Below are 17,688 nucleotides of genomic sequence, written 5' to 3' on the forward strand. Positions count from 1 at the left end.
AAGCGCATTATAACCGAATCCGTTTCGGATTGGCGCGGACCGAATATTCAAGTAGTATCTACACGCATCTTACAAAGCATTAACAAAATTGCGCTTGAAGGAGAGGTTGATGGAAAGCAAAGTAGTTGTTCCGGCAGAAGGTAAAAAAATCACGGTTGACGCCCAGGGTAAACTGGTTGTTCCTCATAACCCGATCATTCCGTTCATCGAAGGCGACGGCATCGGCGTTGACGTGACTCCTGCCATGATCCACGTGGTTGATGCGGCCGTTAAAAAGGCTTACCACGGCGAACGTAAAATCTCCTGGATGGAAATCTACACCGGCGAAAAATCTACCCACGTTTACGGTAAAGACGTGTGGCTGCCGGACGAAACTCTGGACCTGATCCGCGACTACCGCGTCGCCATCAAAGGCCCCCTGACCACCCCGGTCGGCGGCGGCATCCGTTCTCTGAACGTGGCCCTGCGCCAGCAGCTGGACCTGTACGTGTGCCTGCGCCCGGTGCGTTACTACCAGGGCACCCCAAGCCCGGTGAAACAGCCTGAGCTGACCGACATGGTGATCTTCCGCGAAAACGCCGAAGACATCTACGCCGGCATCGAGTGGAAAGCCGGCTCCGCCGAAGCGGACAAAGTGATCAAATTCCTGCGCGACGAAATGGGCGTGAAGAAAATCCGCTTCCCGGAGCAGTGCGGTATCGGCGTGAAGCCATGCTCCGAAGAAGGGACCAAGCGTCTGGTGCGTGCGGCGATCGAATACGCCATCACCAACGACCGTGACTCCGTGACCCTGGTTCACAAAGGCAACATCATGAAGTTCACCGAAGGTGCCTTCAAGGATTGGGGCTATGAGCTGGCGCGCGAAGAGTTCGGCGGCGAGCTGATCGACGGCGGCCCATGGCTGAAGATCAAGAACCCGAACACCGGCAAAGAGATCGTGGTTAAAGACGTGATCGCCGACGCCTTCCTGCAGCAGATCCTGCTGCGCCCGGCGGAATACGACGTGATCGCCTGTATGAACCTGAACGGCGATTACATCTCCGACGCCCTGGCGGCCCAGGTCGGCGGCATCGGCATCGCGCCGGGCGCCAACATCGGCTCCGACTGCGCCCTGTTCGAAGCGACTCACGGCACCGCGCCGAAGTACGCCGGCCAGGACAAAGTGAACCCAGGCTCCATCATCCTGTCTGCAGAGATGATGCTGCGCCACATGGGCTGGTTCGAAGCGGCTGACCTGATTGTTAAGGGCATGGAAGGCGCCATCGCCGCCAAGACCGTGACCTATGACTTCGAACGCCTGATGGAAGGCGCTAAACTGCTGAAATGTTCAGAGTTTGGCGACGCTATCGTTAAACACATGTAATGGTGTTAAAGCGTTAAATGAGAACGGGAGCCTTAGGGCTCCCGTTTTTTTTACGGTTCAAATATGTGTGAGGTATCGGACAAGATCACTGAGTGGCGTTAGCCGATTCACGCACCACCAGCACCGGGCAATTGGCGTGGCGGACGACGGCGGTGGCATTGGAGCCGAGGAGATAAGTGATGGCAGAAGGGCGGTTGGAACCCATCACGATAATCTCCGCGTTGAGCGCATTGGCGAGCTCCAGGATCTGATCTTTGGGATCGCCGACGGCAACGTGCGTGGTCACTCTATCTTCAGGCACGCTGAATTCTTTGGCCGCTTTTGCCAGCCCCTCGGTTGCTACCGCAATGATTTCGTCTTTGGTTTCTATCGCCGCCGTGGCGGCAAAGCCGAAAGCGGCATAGGTGGCGCGCGACGGGATCACCGCCAGGAAATGGACGTGGGAGTCTTCGAGCCTGGCGAGCGCGTTGACATGCGGGATGACCTGCTGTGTTAACTCCGGCTCGGTAATATCCACGGGAACCAAAATAGTTTTGTACATACTCCCTCCTTATCGTTTTCAAAAAACTCCACTTTTTGGATTATAGCTGCTTGACGCAGGGAAAGGGGAGATCCAGGTGGCAGAACTAAAGAAATTGGCCGCCAACAATCGGAGATAATCGCTACCTTGGTTATAGAGTATAAACAGAGAATATCAGATGGACTAAGGGATAAACAGCAAGAAAAACCAAATAATTATTTTATTCAATGGGTTATGAGTGCGTCTGGATAGTCAATACGAAAACCGTTTTGCTAAATTAGCAATACTAATCGAAAGTCTGCTACTGGACGATTAGTCTAACACTCTACTACCTGGGGGGGAGGTTTACCTGGACGTTAGAGGCATAAAAGGTGCTAATTTGCTGAAATGTTCAGAGCTTCGTGGTGCTACCTTTAGGCATATTTAATACGTTCGGTTTTTTAATGGAAGACAAATCTCAGCGTGTTCGTCTTGATGCATATTTAATAATCATTGACATAATTCCGTAAGGTGACTTGTTAATGATTCGGAAAAATAATGTACCTGAATATAGGCATTTTTCGGTTGTATTATTTTAACGTTTTTATGATTTTTATTCGTATTGAGGAATCTATTTTTAGGTCAAAATAGACTATCGATTTTCTATGGGTTATGGCTTGCCGATATGGTTTCTATGGCTTTTTTTTGATATAAGTATAGATGATTATGCAGGAACTTAACCCACCATGTTTTTACATTTTCTAATAATACCTAATTGGACTGTTTTGTTTGAAATAATTTGATGGTTTAGTGTTATAGATAATAGTTGCCTTTAACATACATTTTTAATGACGATCAAGAGGTGCATAATGAATTCTAGTTTGATACTTTACAGATATAATACTGCTCTGGATAGAGGCAGAAAAACAGTACAATTATCAATTGCAATAATGACTATTTGGATGGCGTTATGTGTATTCGTTTTTAAAATTGTTGATCTTTCATTCAATAAAGGTGACTTAAACGCCAGTATTCATGTTGACTTTGACTGGGATGTGTTTTCTTCATGGGGGATCGTGATATTTATTACATTGATTGGTGCCGTGTTCCATGGATTCCATGCGTCTAATGCTGAATTAAAAAATGCGAATGCAATAATAGACGACTTATTTATATCCGAAGATAAAGATACGGACAAAAAGTTAACCAGTCTGAACAATATCGCCAGCGAGCTTGAGCGTTATTGTATCAAAGCATCTGCGCTGAATTTGATTTCATTTATGCTTATTTTCTTCAGTTTCCTTCATGGTTATCTATCAATTGGGGAGATAATTCAAGGAATTAGAGAGAGTAATTACCTGGCTTTGATAGTCGTGTCTGTATTTATATTGGCTTTTGTTGCATATTATCATGATGTGATTGTTCTGCTTAAAAACCGAAAACGAAAGCGTAACAAAGAAAAGGTATGAATTATTGAGAATTTCAGTATGTTGATTGTTAATGGGGATTAATGTGCCTTATCGTTATATACATGTTTTTTAATTTTTTCAAAATGGAGAGTGTATTTGACATGTGAGGAAAATATGCGTTTAACCTTAAGGGAGAGGGCTGTTTCATCGAAACTCTCGTCTTCTACGCTGACGGCTGCTTTTTATGAGTCTTACATCACTTTTCGATTGTGAATATTGAGCTGCTATTGTTATTGTTTTTCAACTGACAACATCCATAAGGACAGGGATATGAAAAGAACGCATTCAGGCTATAAAACCGGCGTTGCCACAGTATTGGCGGCGATGACCGCGCCGGCATTAACGGGGTGCGCCAAGAGCACGGCCCCCAGCCAAACCGATCCGGTAAATAAAGAGGTTGACGATCTTTTCACCAACCTTGGCGACCCAAAGAAGCCGGCGCCGGGAAAAGATAAAGAACACTATATCGCCCAGTTGCAGGCCGCGATTCAAAGCCATTTGAAAGATGCCGAAGCCTACTCAGGCAAGCGTTGCACATTGAGCATCAAGCTGGCGCCGGACGGTATGCTGATCAGCATTCGGGCTGAACAAGGGGAACCGGAACTTTGCCAGGCCGCGATCAAAGCAATCGCCAATGCGCGTCTGCCTAAGCCGCCAACGGCCGCGGTTTACGAAGCGGTCAAAAGCAGCACGTTGGAATTTCGCCCGCAGTGAATAAACAACGCTGTTTCCGTGCAACGCTATCCCGGTCAAGGCCGGGATTTTTTATTGCCGTCACCCTGCGTTAATGGGTGAAAATCACTAAAGCCCTTGATGAATGGTGACGATAACCCTTAAAACTCCTGATTATAAAAGAGTGGCCATGCGTTTTTTCTGGGTCAACATCGGTGGCAGCGTCGCGGAAGTTTTGAAGGGCGAATTCCTATGGGCGCCGCAATATGGAATAAATAAGACTGGGAACATGTTTAAACCTGCCGGGTGGGAAACGGTCAAAAAAGTCAAAGAGGGTGACCTGATTTTTTGCCACAAAGGTAGGAAGATTATCGGCGTGGCGACAGTGGTACGCGATGCTTACTCTGCACCGCGGCCTGAGCATCGGGTCGCGGGACCGCCGCATATTGCGGGTACCCAAGTCGATTTGGAACTGACGCGTCTTGAACTCCCTATTGATGTTTCCCTTTTTAATCAGGCGTTCATACGCATGCACAACCAGGCTTGCCTTCCGCGCGTTTTTAATAAGAAAGGCGGATGCACCGAAAACTATATGTGCGAGATCCCCGCGCCGGCAGCCGCGTTGATCGCCGGTTTTATCTCGGAAAATCTCTCTATCAACCTCCATGCGGATACCGTCGAAATCACCAGAGAGGTCGGTGGTGAGCAAGAAAGGGTGATTCAGGCGCGGATTGGGCATGGTCCCTATCGCGATAAAATGTTTAAGCGGTGGGGAAATCGGTGCGCCGTCACGGGGATTGCTGAGCCGTCCATTCTCATTGCCTCTCACATCGTTGCCTGGTCGATTGCGACCCCAGAAGAGAAAGTGGATCCGCACAATGGTCTGCCGTTAATCCCCAATCTGGACAAGCTGTTCGATCGCGGCACGATTAGTTTTGCCGATGATGGACGTCTGCTGTATCCACAGACGAAGAGCAGCTTGTTAGATGAGTTAAAGATCCCGCTGGATGCGAACATTAGCGGGTTGTCTGAAAAGAACAGAGCTTACCTGCGGCGGCATCGAGCGAGATGGGGTTTTGAAGTAGAACCCTGATGCAGGTTTGCAAATCAGGACCGGGGCTCTTACCGATACATCATCGCGCTCACGCGCTCGCTTCGGTCTTTAAAACCGTTGCTGCGCATCGTGACCACATAGTAGCGATAGTGATGTTTCTGTGCGTATTCGCGCACCAGATCTTCGGCGAACAGGCCGCTGAAGGTGACGGTGGTGACGAACGTCAGCCCTTTCACTTCGTAGGTGCTGATCTCTTGCGGGGTGCCGATATACGGCGGCGGGAACACGGTTTTGTGGAACTGGCAGCCCGCCAGCAGCAGGGTAAACAGCAGGGCGGCGGGTATTTGCGGTATGCTCATCGGGAAAAGCTTTCCTTCCTTGGCGTGTGTTTTAGTAACTCTATAATAGGATTACAAAATTCGGCGGGGATGTAAAAATTATCCCGCTTCGGTTGCCGTTTCGTTGAAGCGGTGTCGCCGTATCCATCAGCATGAGGATTAAAACATGTTTGTTCGCCAGGCCACTGACAGCGATGTCGCAGCCCTGATCGCCCTCGACAGCGTCGCCGAACACGAACCGCAGCGTGCGGCGCAGATCCGCGCCTGGTGCGGGCAGGGGGATTGCTATCTTGCCGAGGAACAGGACGTGGTGATGGGATACGGTGTGCTGCACTATCACTTCTTCGGCTGCGGCTTTATCGAGATGCTGATGGTCGGCGAGCGCTATCGCCGCCGGGGCGTCGGGCAGGCGTTGATTACGGCATTGAAGTCCCATTGCCGACACCCGAAGCTGTTCTCTTCCACCAATCGTTCCAACCTGCCGATGCAGCGGCGGCTGCTGAACGCCGGATTTGTCGCCAGCGGCCAGATTGACAATCTCGATGACGGCGATCCGGAGCAGGTCTTTTTTATCCCGCTGCGCTAATACAACCGGACATCGACCGCCTGCTGTTGCAGCCAGGTGCTGACGTAGCCATAAGCGGCATAGAAGGCCAGCAGCGCGAAGATCAGCACCGAAAGCGAGGCCAAAAATTTGACGTCGCCGTGCTTCGAAAGCTGGTAAGCGCAAGAGATAAGGGCCAGCAGGCACAGCAGGGTGAAGGCGAGGGCCAGCGTGGCGTAGAAAATAAGCATAACGAAACCCGTTCTTCCTTGTGAGCCTGGCAAGGATACCACAGACAAAAAAAGGGGCCCAAACGGGCCCCTGCGTGATTCGCTGCGGGAGGTTTACTCCACCGCGTCGGGATGGTTTTTGCCTTCCTCGATAAATTCTTCGTCGATCTCTTCGATGTTCTCCTCGCTGTCGCGGCCGGACAGGATGTTCCAGCAGGCGATGAACAGCGCGGCGATCAAGGGGCCGATGACGAAGCCGTTGATGCCGTAGATCTCCATGCCGCCCAGGGTGGAGATCAGGATCAGGTAGTCCGGCATTTTGGTGTCTTTGCCCACCAGCAGCGGGCGCAGGATGTTGTCCACCAGGCCGATCACCACCACGAAGAACACCACCAGGAAGATGCCTTTCCACAGCATGCCGGTGGCGAAGAAGTAGATCACCGCCGGCACCCAGATGATGGCGGAGCCCACGGCCGGGATGATCGACAGGAATGCCATCAGCGCGCCCCACAGCAGGCTGCCGTCGATGCCGGTAAAGTAAAACGCCAGCCCGCCGAGCGCGCCTTGCACCACGGCGACCACCACCGTGCCCTTGACGGTGGCGCGGGAAACGGCGGCGAACTTCACGAACAGGTGGTGTTTCACGTGCTGGGAGAGCGGCAGCGCTTCGAGCGCCAGGTTCACCAGATAGGGGCCGTCTTTCAGCAGGAAGAACAGCAGATAGAGCATCACGCCGAAGCCGACGACGAAGTTGAAGGTGCCCTTGCCGATCAGGAACACGCTGCCCGCCAGATATTGCCCGCCCTTGAGTGCCACCTCGGAAAGCTGCTTTTGGATCTCGGCGGCGCTGTTGAGGTTATGCTCCGCCAGGAAGCGCTGCGCCCAGCCGGGCAGGTGGCGCATAAAGTCCGCCAGCATGGTCGGCAATTGGCTGTTGTTGGTCTGCAGCTTGGTGTAGATCACGTTGAATTCCATCGCCAGCGACGAGGCGATGATCGCCAACGGCGTGAACACGATCAGGCAAATCAGCGCCACCGTCAGCAGCGACACCACGCCGTTGCGTTCGCCGACGTACTGCTTCAACTTCTTTTTCACCGGATGGAAAATCACCGCCAGAATAACCGCCCACAGCACCGAGGAGTAATAAGGCCCCAGCACGTCGAGAAAAGCGGCGGTAACGATGAACAGGATCAGAATAAAGAATCCCTTGGAAATGCCTTTAGACATCATAGTCGTCCCTCAAAAGATGAATTTTCAGCATAGATGAACTGAATGAAAACAACACTATCATCACCTTTGCTTAACCGGTAGGGGATTTTTAGTGGCGTATTCCATAGGGTTATTAAGGGAAAGGCGGGCGCCGCACGGTGAACAGGCGGCGGCGTGAGAAAAGAAAGAGGGCTAAATAATTAACAAAATTTATCGATTGTGTTTCATTTTGTGAGCCGCGCTTGCCGCCTGCGCCAGGCTTTCCTAGTTTTTAGGAGGGCGGCCGTTCGCCCGATACCACGAAGGAGAATGCAAATGACTGAACACAAACGACTTGCCGTTATCGAAAAGGTGCTGCTGATCGCTTTCGCCGGCGTGCTGGTTTATCTTGCCGCGACCGGCGCCTTGTCATTATCGGGTCTGGACCATCACTGGCCTTATCCTTCGCGCTGAGCGTGATTGATCTCACCACGCAGACCCGATAACGATAACTAGCGGCTGTACCCTACGACACTGGATCCCCAGAATAAATCACCCGTCATTCGCCTCGTTCTTTGGCGCGCAGGGCGGTGACGCTCTCTCCGCCGACGCCCCAGTTGTCGGTGGCTACCTCGTCAATCACCACGAAAGTGGTGTGGCGTGGCTTATTCAGCACCCGCTCCAGCAGCGTGGTGGCTCCTTCGATCAGCATGCGCTTTTGCGCGGCGCTGACCCCTTCGTCGGTCACTTTAATGTTGACGTATGGCATGGCGTTTCTCCCCGGTTTCACCAGACGCCGGCGGTGGCGCCGCCGTCAACCGCGAGCGCCGCGCCGGTAACGAAATTGGCATCGGTCAGATACAGCACCGCATCGACGATGTCCTGCGGCTGGCCGACGCGGCCGGTTGGCGCCAGTTGCCGCATCTGCGCCAGGCTCTGTTCATCATTTTGATGCATCGGCGTGGCGATGATGCCGGGCGCCACGGCGTTGACCATCACGTTGTGCGGCGCTAACTCCAATGCCAGCTCGCGCACGGCGTGGTTAAGGCCGCCTTTAATCAGCACCGGCAGCAAAGCGGGCACTTTGCTGTTGGGCTGCATGGCGATCGACGCGGTGATGGCGACGATGTGGCCGGCGCCGCGTTGCTGCATATGCCGGGCGGCGGCCTGCGCCGGGTAGAAGAAGCCTTTCAGATTGGTTGCCACCATCGCGTCGACCTCCTCCGGCGTATAGTCGGCGATCGGCTTGGCGATAAATATACCGGCGTTATTGATGAGAATATCTACCTGACCAAAAGCCTGTATCGCCAGGCTGAACAACCGTTCGGCGGTTTCCGGCAGCGCAATGTCTCCCGGCACCAGCAGCAGATTGGTCGGGCGGCCGAGTTTGTCCGCCGCCGCCTGCAGCCGTTCAAGCGAACGGGCGTTTGCTACAACCTGATAGCCGCGCGCCAGGTAGGCTTGCGCGATGGCGAAGCCCAAGCCGCTCGATGCGCCCGTGACGATGACCGTTTTTACTTTGCTCATTTTCTCTCCTCGACAGGATAGGGATTGATCGTACGTGAACGGTAATCCATACCTGATGATTGAAAAATGAGGGGGAAAGAACTTTAATTTATACCTTATGTAATGAATTGGCAGGGAGAGACATGCAACGCCATTTTGACGACGTTCAGGTGGGCAGCATTGAGCTGTTTTGCCTGACGGTAGAAACCGGCAGCTTCACCGCAGCGGCCAATGCCGCCGGGATAACCCCTGCGGCGGTCAGCCGTTCGGTCGCGCGCCTGGAGACGCGATTGCAGGCGAAGCTGTTTATCCGCACCACGCGCCAGATGCGCGTCACGGATGCCGGCCAGCGTTATTACCTGGAATGTCGCCGGGCGCTGAGCCAGCTGATGGAGGCCGAGGCGAGCATTTCCGGCGAACGGGACAAACCGGTGGGCACGCTCAGCATCAGCGCGCCGACGCTGTACGCGCATTTTAGGCTGTTGCCGCGTTTGCCCGAGTTTGCGCAACGCTATCCCGATCTCAAGCTGAATCTGCACGTCAGCAATCAGAATATCGATTTCTCCGAAGATAAATTCGACGTCGCCATTCGCGGCAGCGAGCTGAACGACTCCGGCCTGGTGGCGCGGCGTCTGGAGGAGGCTGAACTGATCGTGGTGGCGACGCCGGGCTATTTGCAACGCCACCCTGCGCCGCTCACGCCGGCGGATCTGGCCCGGCATGATTGCATTCAGTATGCGTTGCCCAGCACCGGCAGAAAAACCGCCTGGACGTTTAAGGTTCAGGGCGAAAACAGCAACGTGGATACTGCCGGGCGCTGGCTTTGCCAGGAAGATTACCTCGCTACGCTGACGCTGGTGAAAAGCGGCGCCGGACTGATGCAGGTGTATCGCTTTACCGTAGAACAAGAGTTGAGCAGCGGGGCGCTGGTCGAGGTATTGAAAGATTACGCCGGCGCCTCGCGTCCCTTCATCCTGCTTTACCCCTATGCGCGCTTTGTCCCGCTGAAGGTGCGGAAATTCATCGATTTCCTGACGGAAGCGTAGCCGCCAGCGCCAATACCGCTCCAGACACCGCCGCCGCCAGCACCAGCCACGCCGGGGCCGCCCAGCCGGCTGCGGCCACGATGGCGCTCAGCGCGACCGGGCCGATCACCTGGCCGAGGTAGTTTCCCTGCATCACCAGCCCGAGGCTCAGCGGCAGCAGCGTCGGTTCCGGCGTCGCCGCCGGCGTGGCGGCCAGAATGGTGGCGGGCAGTATGCCGGCGATGGCGCAGAACAGGAAACACAGCGGGATCAGCAAGCCGTTGGGCGTCATCGGCAGGAAAATGCCGACGCCGAAGACCCCGATCAACAGGCTGGTGGCGGCGAGCAGCGTTCTGGCGGGTAGCCCGCGCGACAGCAGCACGCCGGCGGCGAGGTTGCCGATGATGTTGGCCGCCACCGCCGCCGCGCTGATGCCGCCGGCGGCCGCCAGCGACAGGCCGATGCGCTGCATCAGAAAGATCGGCAAAAAGGTCATTACCGAGAAAAACTGCAGGTTGTAAGCGGTGAACATCAGCGCCAGCAACAGCGGCTGGCGCGCCCGCAGCATCGCGCCCAGCGCTTGTCGCAGCGGCAACGGCGGAACGTGCGCCTTGGCGGCGCGGCGGGACGTGGTCAGCGGCAGCAGCAGGGCGGCCAGCAGCGTCAACGCCGCACCGGCCTGCCAGCTCTGCTGCCAGTCGGCCAGATGCGGGCCGAAAAACAGTGAAATGGCGATGCCCGCCGGCATGAAGGTGCTCCAGATGCCGAACACCAGGTTGCGCTGCGCCGGGGCGACGATGCGGTTCAGCACCGCCGGCGAGGCAACCACCACGATCACGAAGCCGAGGCCTTCGACAAAGCGGCTGACGATCAGCCCGCTGAAGTCGTGCAGCGTGGCGCCGGCGAAGCTGGCGGCGCTGATGATCAGCAGCCCGAACGCCAGCAGGCGCCGGTCGCCCCAGCGGCGCACCAGCAGCCCGGCGGCGATGCCGCCGAACACTCCGACGAAGGGAAAGGCCGAAATGACCCAGCTGAGCGCCTCCAGCGAGCGGCCGAACTCGGCCTGCAGCGCCGGCAGCGCGATGGTGGCCTTGCCCACGTGCAGCGCTGCGGCGATGCCGGCGAACAGCACGTTGATGACGGCCAGCCAGGGCGTGGCGGCGGGGGAAATGCGGTCGATGGCGTCCGGTCTAATCGCAGTCATAACACTCTCCAGTGGCGGTAACGCCCTCACTATGCGTCTGCGCTACGACAGAAGTCGTTCAAATGCTGCGCTGTCACGTGGGGAAATTATTCATTTCGAGCTTTAATTTGCGCGCCTCGTTGTTTGGTGCGCCAGCGTGCCGCCCGGCGTGGACGCTCGCCCCCCTGCAGCGGTTTACTGTTCCGGCACGCAGCAGGCGTGTTGAATTCACTTTATAAGGAGCAGTGTATGTCAGAGATGATGAACGAGAGTCGGGCGCCGGCCATTGAATGGAGCTATGGCGGCCGGGGCGATGATATCAGCAGCAGCCTGAGCCTCGACACGGTTGAGGAGCAGCCGCAGGGTTTCTTGATGACGGTCGATCGGCCGGTGCAGATCTTTACAGAGGCGCTGTCGCCGATGATGGCCTTTGTCACGCTGTTGCGCCCGCTGTATGCCAAGACCAGCGCAGGCTTCCAGTATGTGCCGGTTTCCAACCCCTGGACCGACGTGCAGCGCCTGCCGGCCAGCGCGGGCTATCTGGGCGTGCAGGTCAACGCCGGGCTGTTCTTCCACGGCGCCAAGCCGACGCACTATAAAGATCGCGACGGCCAGATGAAACCGATCGACGGCGGCACTATTTTGCAGAACATCACCGTGCTGCATCAGGTGGCCCAGCCGCTGGGGCCTGGCGAAGGCGCGGTCTGAGCCGGCAGTGCTATCACGGGGCCGGACGCGGCCCCTTATCGCGCCTTGAAACCGTGCGCCGGTTGGGTAAAACTGGCTGTCTATTCAAGGAGAAGAGTATGTACAGCGACAACGAGAAAAAGTTTTATATCATCCTCAACCGCAATCACGAACCGGCCACGCTGTTTAACGCCTCCTGCCATCTGACGGCGGGCATCACCGATCTTATCGAGCAGCGCGAGTTTCACCACTATCCGAGCAGCCTCGACGGCGTCAGCGCCAATATGAGCCACTACCCGATCGTGATCCTGCAGGCTAAAAACAGCAGCCAGCTCAGCAACCTGCTCCTCAAATGCAAGGAGGAGGGCGTGCTGTCCAACTTCTTCACCACCACCATGCTGTCGCACTCCGCCGAGCAGCAGATCGCCGACACCGCCAATACCCCTTACGAGCAGTTGGATTTCGTGGCGGTGGCGCTCTACGGTGACACCGAGCAGCTTAAGCCGCTGACCAAGAAGTTCTCCGTCTACCGTTAATCGCGAACGGCATCACATCAGGGGCGGCAACGGCTATGATATTTTCCCATCAAATCGTTGATGGAGATGAACATGAGCGGCAAGAAAACCACCATGGCGGCCATCGCCAGAGAGGCGCGGGTCGGCATCGCCACCGTCGATAGGGTGATCAACCAACGCGCGTCGGTGCGGCCCGTCACCCAGCGCCGGGTGATTGAGGCGGCGAAAAAGTTGGGGTTCGCGCTGGAAAAGTCCCACTGCCTGTCGGCGGTGCTGGGCAGGCCGGAACGCCGCCTGAGAATGGGGTTCATCCTGCTGCGGCGCGAGCACTCTTTCTATGCGCAACTGGCTGATGAACTGATGGCGCAAGCGGCGCCGTATCATGAGCCGGGTCAGCCGCCGCAGTTCATTTTCCACTCTCTCAATGCCATCGGCGACACCGCAGCCGCCATTAGCCAATTGAGCCGCCAGGTGGAAGCGATCGGCGTGCTGGCGCTGGATCACCCCCTGATCCACTATGCCGTAGAAGAAGCCGCCCAGGCGGGCATCAACGTTTTCGCGCTGCTGTCGGATTTATCGGTGCCCAGCCGCGCCGGCTACATCGGTCTGGATAATCAAAAAGCGGGCCGCACCGCCGGTTGGGCGGTGGATCGTCTGTGCCGGCGGCAGGGTGACGTCGGCGTGATCATCGGCGACAACCGTTTTACGTGTCAGGAGGCCTGTGAGATCGGTTTTCGCTCCTACCTGCGTGAGCAGATGAGCGGCCAGCGTGTGCTGGAACCGGTGCGCAGCCTCGAGGACGCGGAAACGGCGCGCCGGGTCACGCGTGAACTGCTGGCGAACCACCCGGAACTGGCGGCGCTGTACGCGCCGAGCGGCGGTGTGGAAGGCATTATTCAGGCGTTGCGAGAGAGCGGCCGGCAGCATGACATTACGCTGGTGTGCCACGGCCCGGTGCAGGGCGGTGAAATGGCGCTGCTCGACGGCACGGTGGATCTGCTGCTGTGCCACCGCATTCCCGAATTGGCCGCCACGATCGTCGAGACGTTACTCGCCGCCGATGAACAACCGGGATTACGCCACATCATTAATCGCTTCGATGTGATCACCAAAGAAAACCTCTGACAGCCGATGAGTGGTGTTTGCCGAGGTCAGAGCGCAGCCAGGCTCCGCCTATATTTGATTAAAAACCATCAAATATTTTATCAAAAATAGCGCGATCTCTATCAAAAAATAAAATTTTCATTATTGATTGTTTTGGAATTTTCGTTTGATACTGCCGGCATTCCCTGCAAAAAAGGAGCCGTCGCCATGACTTTGCCTATCGCCAATGCGCCCTGCAGTTGGGGCGTGGATGATCCGAACAACCCCCATTTGCCGCCCTGCGCCACGGTTCTGCAAGAAGCGTCGGCGGCCGGCTACCGCAGCATCGAGCTGGGGCCGTGGGGCTATCTGCCGACGCAGTGCGAGGGGCTGTGCGCCGCGCTGGAGCAGCATCGCCTGTCGCTGGTGGCCGGCACGATTTTTGACGATCTGGTCAGCGAGGCCAACATGGAGCGCCTGCTGGATCTGACGCATCGGATTTGCCGCAACCTCTCGCGGGCGCCCAGGGCGGTGCCGACCGAGGGCGATCGCGCCGCGCCGCCGTTCCTGGTGATTATCGATTTCGGCAATCCGCAACGCGCCAGATTCGCCGGGCGTTCAGATTTAGCGCCGCGTTTGTCGCAGGCGGAGTGGCAGAGGATGATCGGGCACATTACGCGCATCAGCGAACTGGCCTGGCGGGAATACGGCGTGCGGCCGGTGGTGCATCCGCACGCCGGCGGCTGCATCGAGTTCGCCGACGAAATCGACCGGTTGGCGGCGGACATTCCGCATCACACCGCCGGATTGTGCCTGGATACCGGCCATCTGTATTACGCCGGGCTGGACCCGGCTGCCTGGCTGAGCAAGCACTTTGATCGCCTCGATTATCTGCACTTCAAAGACGTCGATCCGCAGGTGTTCCGCGAGGTGCTGGCGCGCGGCGTCGATTTCTTCACCGCCTGCGCCGAGGGCGTCATGTGCCCGTTGGGCAGCGGGGCGATCGATTATCCGCAGCTGCGTGCGCTGTTGGCCGAGCGCGGATACCGGGGCTGGATCACTATCGAGCAGGAGCGCGATCCGCGCAATGTGCAGGGTAGCCTGCAGGACGTCACCGCCAGCTTGCGCTACTTGCGCGGCCTCGGTTTTTAATCAGGAGAAACACGATGATCAACGGCAGCAAACCTTTGGCGAGATCGTTGCGCTGGGGCATGGTCGGCGGCGGCGGCACCAGCCAGATCGGTTACATCCACCGTTCGGCGGCCTTGCGCGACGGCGCGTTTACTCTGTTGGCCGGCGCGTTCGACATTGACGCCGAACGCGGGCGTGATTTTGGCCGGAGTCTGGGCGTGGCGGCGGCGCGCTGTTATGCGGATTATGCCGAGATGTTCCGCGCCGAAGCCGCGCGGGCGGACGGCATCGAAGCGGTCACGATCGCCACGCCGAACAACACCCATTACGCCATTTGCCGGGCGGCGCTGGAGGCGGGATTGCACGTGGTGTGCGAGAAGCCGCTGTGTTTCAGCGTCGAAGAGGCGCAGGCGCTGGCGGCGCTGTGCGAGCGGCAGCGCAAAGTCATCGGCGTGACCTACGGCTATGCCGGGCACCAGATGATTTTGCAGGCGCGGCAGATGATTGCCGATGGCCGGCTGGGGGAAATTCGGCTGGTGAATATGCAGTTCGCCCACGGCTTTCACGCCGCGGCGGTGGAGCAGGATAATCCCAGCACTCGCTGGCGGGTCGATCCGCGCTTTGTCGGCCCCAGCTATGTGCTGGGCGATCTGGCGACCCACACGCTGTTCCTGGCGGAAACCATGGCGCCGCAGCTGAAGATCCGGCGGCTGATCTGCAGCCGGCAAAGCTTTGTGCCGTCGCGCGCGCCGTTGGAGGACAACGCCTATGTGCTGATGGAGTATCACAACGGCGCCATCGGCTCCGTGTGGGCTTCGGCGGTCAACTGCGGTTCGATGCACGGCCAAAAGGTGCGAATTGTCGGTGAAAAGGCCAGCCTGGAGTGGTGGGATGAACAACCCAATCAGCTGCGCTTCGAAGTGCAGGGCGAGCCGGTGCGGATCCTGGAGCGCGGCATGCCGTATCTCGCCGCGTCGGCGCTGGCGGACGATCGCATCGGCGGCGGCCATGCGGAGGGGCTGTTTGAAGCCTGGTCGAATATCTACCGCCGCTTCGCGCTGGCGATGGACGCCACCGATCGGCGCGACGCGGCCTTCCTGGCCGACTTCTGGTACCCGGACGTGCAGGCCGGCGCGCTGGGCGTGAAGTGGGTGGCGCGCTGCGTGCAATCCGCCGAAACCGACGCCGGCTGGGTCGCCTTCGACTGAGCGCGCGATTCGCTCAGACGCTGGCGCCGTCGTAGGCATGGATCTGCAACGCATCCAGCACGACGTCCGGCACGCAGCGCAGATTGACGGCGCACATCGCGGCGCCGTCAGGCGCAGTGCCGTAGGCGAAGGGCTGGGCGCCGCAGGTCCGGCAAAACTGATGGCGGATCTTGTGCTGATTGAAGGTGTAGGTGCTGAGCCGGTCTTGGCCGCTGCTGAGCGTGAACGCGCTGATGGGAAAGAAAGACAGCAGCAGGCCTTTGCGGCGGCAAATCGAACAGTTGCAGCTGAGGGCTTCGGTGGGCAGTTCGGCGTCGACGGTGAAGGTGACGGCGCCGCAGTGGCAGCTTCCCTGGAATGATATGGCGATGATCCTGTAACAGGGGAGAGTGTTTGCCCAGTATAGTGCAATTTATCGTCATTCGGCCGTGCCGGGCCTGGTTTCCTTAGTAAATGCACGGTTTTCTGGTAGGTTAGAGGTTAACGTCATCAAAAGGAGATCGCGATGTTAGAACATTACTATCCGGCCAATATGGGCGCTGAACCGGTCACGGACGAACAGCACAAACGGCTGGTGGCGGTGCAGGCGGCGCTGGAACTGATCAAGGCCACGCTGTCGGATACCAACGACGGCAACGGCGTGGACTTCCAGCTTAAGGCGGCAGAAAAGCACATCGGCCCGATGGCCGACGCCATTCAGGAAGCCCTGAAGTAACGGTTCGCCGTCACGTCAACCGCCCGTCTCGGGCGGTTTTTTTTGCGCCGATTACTGCGATTTTTTTAGTGGCGCATTGCCTTTTTCCCGGCTGGTGCCGTGAACGGCGCGATCCTACTCTAGCGATCCGAGTCCTCATCAGGGTCATGCTCATGTTCCGCTTCAGCTTCTTTTCTTTCTTATTGCCGCGCTGCCGACGCGTCACCCAGTTGGCCGGCGCTGCGCTGTTGCTCTGCGGCGTTATGCAGGCGCAGGCCACGCAACGCATCGAGTTTTCACCGGACCCCGCCGGCGCCTACCCTGAGGGCATCGCCTGGAATGCACGCGCCGGTGCGTTCCTGATCTCCTCCCTGCGCGGCGGGCAGCTTGGCCTGGTCTACCCGGATGGCCGCTATCGGCGGTTTTCCACCGGCAAGGGGCTTATCACCACCTCCGGCATGCTGGTGGACGCCGAACGCAACCGGGTGCTGGTGTGCAACGAAGATGTAGGCGTGTCCCGCAACTCTGCCGCCGGCACGCGCAATCGCGTGGCGCAGGTGCTGGAGTTCAGTCTCGATACCGGCGTGCTGCAGCAGACGTACGACCTCTCATCGCTAAGCCATGGGCCGACGCTGGCCAACGATCTGACGCTCGACGCGCAGGGCAATATCTACGTCACCGACAGCTTCCAGCCGCAGATTTACAAGATTGATCGGGCAACGCGCCAGGTGTCGATTTTGGTGCGCTCAGCGCGTTTGATGCCGGCAGACGCACCCGCCGCTGCGCAGGGCACGCGGCCCTATCTCAATGGCGTCGTGTATCACCCGGATGGCTTCCTGATTGCGGCGGACTACACCCGCGGGCTGCTGTGGAAGGTGACGCTGGATAACGCGCCTGCGGTAAGTGCAATCAGGTTGCCGCAACGCTTAAAAGGGCCGGACGGGTTGCGGCTCAAAAACGCCCATGAATTGGTGATCGTACAGTCTTTTCCGGGTGAAAAGGGGAGCATGTCCGGTGACGTGACGCTGCTCTCCTCGACCGACGGCTGGGCGAGTGCGCGTATCGCCGCGGTCGCCGCACCGCCGGGATTGGATGGGCCGACCGGCGCCGCGCTGCGCGATGGCGAGGTGTGGGTCGTCAACTCCCGTTACCCCCGGCTGTTTGCCGACGTCGCTCAGGCGGAAAGTACCAAGACGTTCAGTATCGTCAAGGTGACGTTCGAACCGGCCGCAGCGGATGGCCGCTGATCGACGGCGATTGCCAACCGCGCCGGAATAGGATTAAATGCGCACTGACTGT

The 17,688-nt window shown here is 57.6% G+C and carries 22 protein-coding genes; 14 read left to right on the top strand and 8 right to left on the bottom strand.

Translation table 11 applies throughout. The features are described from left to right. Positions 1 to 109: 109 nt before the first annotated feature. Positions 110 to 1,363, top strand: a complete 1,254-nt coding sequence (gene icd, locus WFM45_RS05850) for an NADP-dependent isocitrate dehydrogenase (protein ID WP_015377612.1) — start codon at positions 110 to 112, stop codon at positions 1,361 to 1,363. 85 nt (positions 1,364 to 1,448) lie between these two features. Here the strand turns inward: icd and uspF are convergent, their stop codons facing one another. Then, entirely contained in the window at positions 1,449 to 1,904 is a 456-nt protein-coding gene (gene uspF, locus WFM45_RS05855) for a universal stress protein UspF (protein ID WP_311266335.1), read from the bottom strand. Between the two features lie 827 nt (positions 1,905 to 2,731). Here uspF and WFM45_RS05860 point away from each other — a divergent pair. The 3 genes from WFM45_RS05860 to WFM45_RS05870 all read left to right on the top strand — a co-directional run bounded on the left by WFM45_RS05860 (position 2,732) and on the right by WFM45_RS05870 (position 5,096). Further along, a complete protein-coding gene (locus tag WFM45_RS05860) occupies positions 2,732 to 3,331 on the top strand; it encodes a hypothetical protein (protein WP_311266336.1) in 600 nt (199 codons plus the stop codon). Between the two features lie 324 nt (positions 3,332 to 3,655). Next, complete coding sequence (tolA, locus tag WFM45_RS05865; RefSeq protein ID WP_336955693.1) at positions 3,656 to 4,045, top strand: cell envelope integrity protein TolA; 390 nt, start codon at positions 3,656 to 3,658, stop codon at positions 4,043 to 4,045. Between the two features lie 148 nt (positions 4,046 to 4,193). Then, on the top strand, positions 4,194 to 5,096 hold the full coding sequence (locus tag WFM45_RS05870; RefSeq protein WP_336954896.1) for an HNH endonuclease: 903 nt from the start codon (positions 4,194 to 4,196) through the stop codon (positions 5,094 to 5,096). 29 nt (positions 5,097 to 5,125) lie between these two features. Here the strand turns inward: WFM45_RS05870 and WFM45_RS05875 are convergent, their stop codons facing one another. Continuing rightward, positions 5,126 to 5,416 (bottom strand): hypothetical protein, encoded by a 291-nt coding sequence (locus tag WFM45_RS05875; RefSeq protein ID WP_015377616.1) that lies wholly within the window; start codon positions 5,414 to 5,416, stop codon positions 5,126 to 5,128. Between the two features lie 145 nt (positions 5,417 to 5,561). On the opposite strand from WFM45_RS05875, the gene WFM45_RS05880 reads away from it, so the two are divergent. Beyond that, a complete protein-coding gene (locus WFM45_RS05880; RefSeq protein ID WP_103085656.1) occupies positions 5,562 to 5,981 on the top strand; it encodes a GNAT family N-acetyltransferase in 420 nt (139 codons plus the stop codon). On the opposite strand, the gene WFM45_RS05885 is transcribed toward WFM45_RS05880, so the two are convergent. Both WFM45_RS05885 and WFM45_RS05890 read right to left on the bottom strand, forming a co-directional pair. Continuing rightward, a complete protein-coding gene (locus WFM45_RS05885) occupies positions 5,978 to 6,190 on the bottom strand; it encodes a hypothetical protein (RefSeq protein ID WP_085337015.1) in 213 nt (70 codons plus the stop codon). The genes WFM45_RS05880 and WFM45_RS05885 overlap by 4 nt on opposite strands. Positions 6,191 to 6,283: 93 nt before the next feature. Beyond that, positions 6,284 to 7,399, bottom strand: a complete 1,116-nt coding sequence (locus WFM45_RS05890) for an AI-2E family transporter (RefSeq protein ID WP_016928057.1) — start codon at positions 7,397 to 7,399, stop codon at positions 6,284 to 6,286. Between the two features lie 294 nt (positions 7,400 to 7,693). Here WFM45_RS05890 and WFM45_RS05895 point away from each other — a divergent pair, with 294 nt between their 5' ends. Continuing rightward, a complete protein-coding gene (locus WFM45_RS05895) occupies positions 7,694 to 7,831 on the top strand; it encodes a hypothetical protein (RefSeq protein ID WP_004941229.1) in 138 nt (45 codons plus the stop codon). A gap of 85 nt (positions 7,832 to 7,916) precedes the next feature. Here the strand turns inward: WFM45_RS05895 and WFM45_RS05900 are convergent, their stop codons facing one another. Next, positions 7,917 to 8,126, bottom strand: coding sequence for a tautomerase family protein (locus WFM45_RS05900; protein WP_033633277.1), 210 nt, complete (start codon positions 8,124 to 8,126; stop codon positions 7,917 to 7,919). A 17-nt stretch (positions 8,127 to 8,143) separates the two neighbouring features. Continuing rightward, complete coding sequence (locus WFM45_RS05905; RefSeq protein ID WP_103085655.1) at positions 8,144 to 8,884, bottom strand: SDR family NAD(P)-dependent oxidoreductase; 741 nt, start codon at positions 8,882 to 8,884, stop codon at positions 8,144 to 8,146. Between the two features lie 122 nt (positions 8,885 to 9,006). Here WFM45_RS05905 and WFM45_RS05910 point away from each other — a divergent pair, with 122 nt between their 5' ends. Then, a complete protein-coding gene (locus tag WFM45_RS05910; RefSeq protein ID WP_103085654.1) occupies positions 9,007 to 9,909 on the top strand; it encodes a LysR family transcriptional regulator in 903 nt (300 codons plus the stop codon). Here the strand turns inward: WFM45_RS05910 and WFM45_RS05915 are convergent. Beyond that, positions 9,884 to 11,092, bottom strand: coding sequence for an MFS transporter (locus WFM45_RS05915; RefSeq protein ID WP_103085653.1), 1,209 nt, complete (start codon positions 11,090 to 11,092; stop codon positions 9,884 to 9,886). The genes WFM45_RS05910 and WFM45_RS05915 overlap by 26 nt on opposite strands. Positions 11,093 to 11,320: 228 nt before the next feature. On the opposite strand from WFM45_RS05915, the gene WFM45_RS05920 reads away from it, so the two are divergent. The 5 genes from WFM45_RS05920 (at position 11,321) to WFM45_RS05940 (ending at position 15,695) form a co-directional block, all read left to right on the top strand. Continuing rightward, complete coding sequence (locus WFM45_RS05920) at positions 11,321 to 11,779, top strand: hypothetical protein (protein ID WP_015377624.1); 459 nt, start codon at positions 11,321 to 11,323, stop codon at positions 11,777 to 11,779. 98 nt (positions 11,780 to 11,877) lie between these two features. After that, on the top strand, positions 11,878 to 12,294 hold the full coding sequence (locus WFM45_RS05925) for a DUF2000 domain-containing protein (RefSeq protein WP_336954897.1): 417 nt from the start codon (positions 11,878 to 11,880) through the stop codon (positions 12,292 to 12,294). Positions 12,295 to 12,366: 72 nt separating this feature from the next. Beyond that, positions 12,367 to 13,398: a LacI family DNA-binding transcriptional regulator gene (locus WFM45_RS05930; RefSeq protein ID WP_336954898.1), complete on the top strand. Its 1,032-nt coding sequence runs from the start codon at positions 12,367 to 12,369 to the stop codon at positions 13,396 to 13,398. A 186-nt stretch (positions 13,399 to 13,584) separates the two neighbouring features. Further along, positions 13,585 to 14,508, top strand: coding sequence for a TIM barrel protein (locus tag WFM45_RS05935; RefSeq protein ID WP_336954899.1), 924 nt, complete (start codon positions 13,585 to 13,587; stop codon positions 14,506 to 14,508). A 14-nt stretch (positions 14,509 to 14,522) separates the two neighbouring features. Then, on the top strand, positions 14,523 to 15,695 hold the full coding sequence (locus tag WFM45_RS05940; protein WP_336954900.1) for a Gfo/Idh/MocA family protein: 1,173 nt from the start codon (positions 14,523 to 14,525) through the stop codon (positions 15,693 to 15,695). A 13-nt stretch (positions 15,696 to 15,708) separates the two neighbouring features. Here the strand turns inward: WFM45_RS05940 and WFM45_RS05945 are convergent, their stop codons facing one another. Then, positions 15,709 to 16,107 carry a GFA family protein gene (locus WFM45_RS05945; RefSeq protein WP_443005623.1) on the bottom strand — a complete coding sequence of 133 codons (399 nt, stop codon included), beginning with the start codon at positions 16,105 to 16,107 and terminating at the stop codon, positions 15,709 to 15,711. A 93-nt stretch (positions 16,108 to 16,200) separates the two neighbouring features. On the opposite strand from WFM45_RS05945, the gene WFM45_RS05950 reads away from it, so the two are divergent. Beyond that, on the top strand, positions 16,201 to 16,410 hold the full coding sequence (locus WFM45_RS05950) for a hypothetical protein (RefSeq protein WP_004941260.1): 210 nt from the start codon (positions 16,201 to 16,203) through the stop codon (positions 16,408 to 16,410). Positions 16,411 to 16,562: 152 nt separating this feature from the next. Next, positions 16,563 to 17,636 carry an SMP-30/gluconolactonase/LRE family protein gene (locus WFM45_RS05955; protein ID WP_048324959.1) on the top strand — a complete coding sequence of 358 codons (1,074 nt, stop codon included), beginning with the start codon at positions 16,563 to 16,565 and terminating at the stop codon, positions 17,634 to 17,636. Positions 17,637 to 17,688 lie beyond the last annotated feature (52 nt).

It is taken from the genome of Serratia sp. KG1D (assembly GCF_037150675.1).
Classification (GTDB): domain Bacteria; phylum Pseudomonadota; class Gammaproteobacteria; order Enterobacterales; family Enterobacteriaceae; genus Serratia; species Serratia nematodiphila.

What these genes read in the sequence shown, in the direction of transcription:
- WFM45_RS05885 (WP_085337015.1), bottom strand. Translation starts at nt 6,190, where the DNA reads ATGCTTATTTTCTACGCCACGCTGGCCCTCGCCTTCACCCTGCTGTGC.
- WFM45_RS05900 (WP_033633277.1), bottom strand. Translation starts at nt 8,126, where the DNA reads ATGCCATACGTCAACATTAAAGTGACCGACGAAGGGGTCAGCGCCGCG.
- WFM45_RS05940 (WP_336954900.1), top strand. Translation starts at nt 14,523, where the DNA reads ATGATCAACGGCAGCAAACCTTTGGCGAGATCGTTGCGCTGGGGCATG.
- WFM45_RS05895 (WP_004941229.1), top strand. Translation starts at nt 7,694, where the DNA reads ATGACTGAACACAAACGACTTGCCGTTATCGAAAAGGTGCTGCTGATC.
- WFM45_RS05920 (WP_015377624.1), top strand. Translation starts at nt 11,321, where the DNA reads ATGTCAGAGATGATGAACGAGAGTCGGGCGCCGGCCATTGAATGGAGC.
- WFM45_RS05955 (WP_048324959.1), top strand. Translation starts at nt 16,563, where the DNA reads ATGTTCCGCTTCAGCTTCTTTTCTTTCTTATTGCCGCGCTGCCGACGC.
- WFM45_RS05950 (WP_004941260.1), top strand. Translation starts at nt 16,201, where the DNA reads ATGTTAGAACATTACTATCCGGCCAATATGGGCGCTGAACCGGTCACG.
- WFM45_RS05925 (WP_336954897.1), top strand. Translation starts at nt 11,878, where the DNA reads ATGTACAGCGACAACGAGAAAAAGTTTTATATCATCCTCAACCGCAAT.
- icd (WP_015377612.1), top strand. Translation starts at nt 110, where the DNA reads ATGGAAAGCAAAGTAGTTGTTCCGGCAGAAGGTAAAAAAATCACGGTT.
- WFM45_RS05860 (WP_311266336.1), top strand. Translation starts at nt 2,732, where the DNA reads ATGAATTCTAGTTTGATACTTTACAGATATAATACTGCTCTGGATAGA.
- WFM45_RS05915 (WP_103085653.1), bottom strand. Translation starts at nt 11,092, where the DNA reads ATGACTGCGATTAGACCGGACGCCATCGACCGCATTTCCCCCGCCGCC.
- WFM45_RS05905 (WP_103085655.1), bottom strand. Translation starts at nt 8,884, where the DNA reads ATGAGCAAAGTAAAAACGGTCATCGTCACGGGCGCATCGAGCGGCTTG.
- WFM45_RS05875 (WP_015377616.1), bottom strand. Translation starts at nt 5,416, where the DNA reads ATGAGCATACCGCAAATACCCGCCGCCCTGCTGTTTACCCTGCTGCTG.
- WFM45_RS05910 (WP_103085654.1), top strand. Translation starts at nt 9,007, where the DNA reads ATGCAACGCCATTTTGACGACGTTCAGGTGGGCAGCATTGAGCTGTTT.
- WFM45_RS05935 (WP_336954899.1), top strand. Translation starts at nt 13,585, where the DNA reads ATGACTTTGCCTATCGCCAATGCGCCCTGCAGTTGGGGCGTGGATGAT.
- WFM45_RS05930 (WP_336954898.1), top strand. Translation starts at nt 12,367, where the DNA reads ATGAGCGGCAAGAAAACCACCATGGCGGCCATCGCCAGAGAGGCGCGG.
- WFM45_RS05890 (WP_016928057.1), bottom strand. Translation starts at nt 7,399, where the DNA reads ATGATGTCTAAAGGCATTTCCAAGGGATTCTTTATTCTGATCCTGTTC.
- WFM45_RS05870 (WP_336954896.1), top strand. Translation starts at nt 4,194, where the DNA reads ATGCGTTTTTTCTGGGTCAACATCGGTGGCAGCGTCGCGGAAGTTTTG.
- WFM45_RS05880 (WP_103085656.1), top strand. Translation starts at nt 5,562, where the DNA reads ATGTTTGTTCGCCAGGCCACTGACAGCGATGTCGCAGCCCTGATCGCC.
- uspF (WP_311266335.1), bottom strand. Translation starts at nt 1,904, where the DNA reads ATGTACAAAACTATTTTGGTTCCCGTGGATATTACCGAGCCGGAGTTA.
- tolA (WP_336955693.1), top strand. Translation starts at nt 3,656, where the DNA reads ATGACCGCGCCGGCATTAACGGGGTGCGCCAAGAGCACGGCCCCCAGC.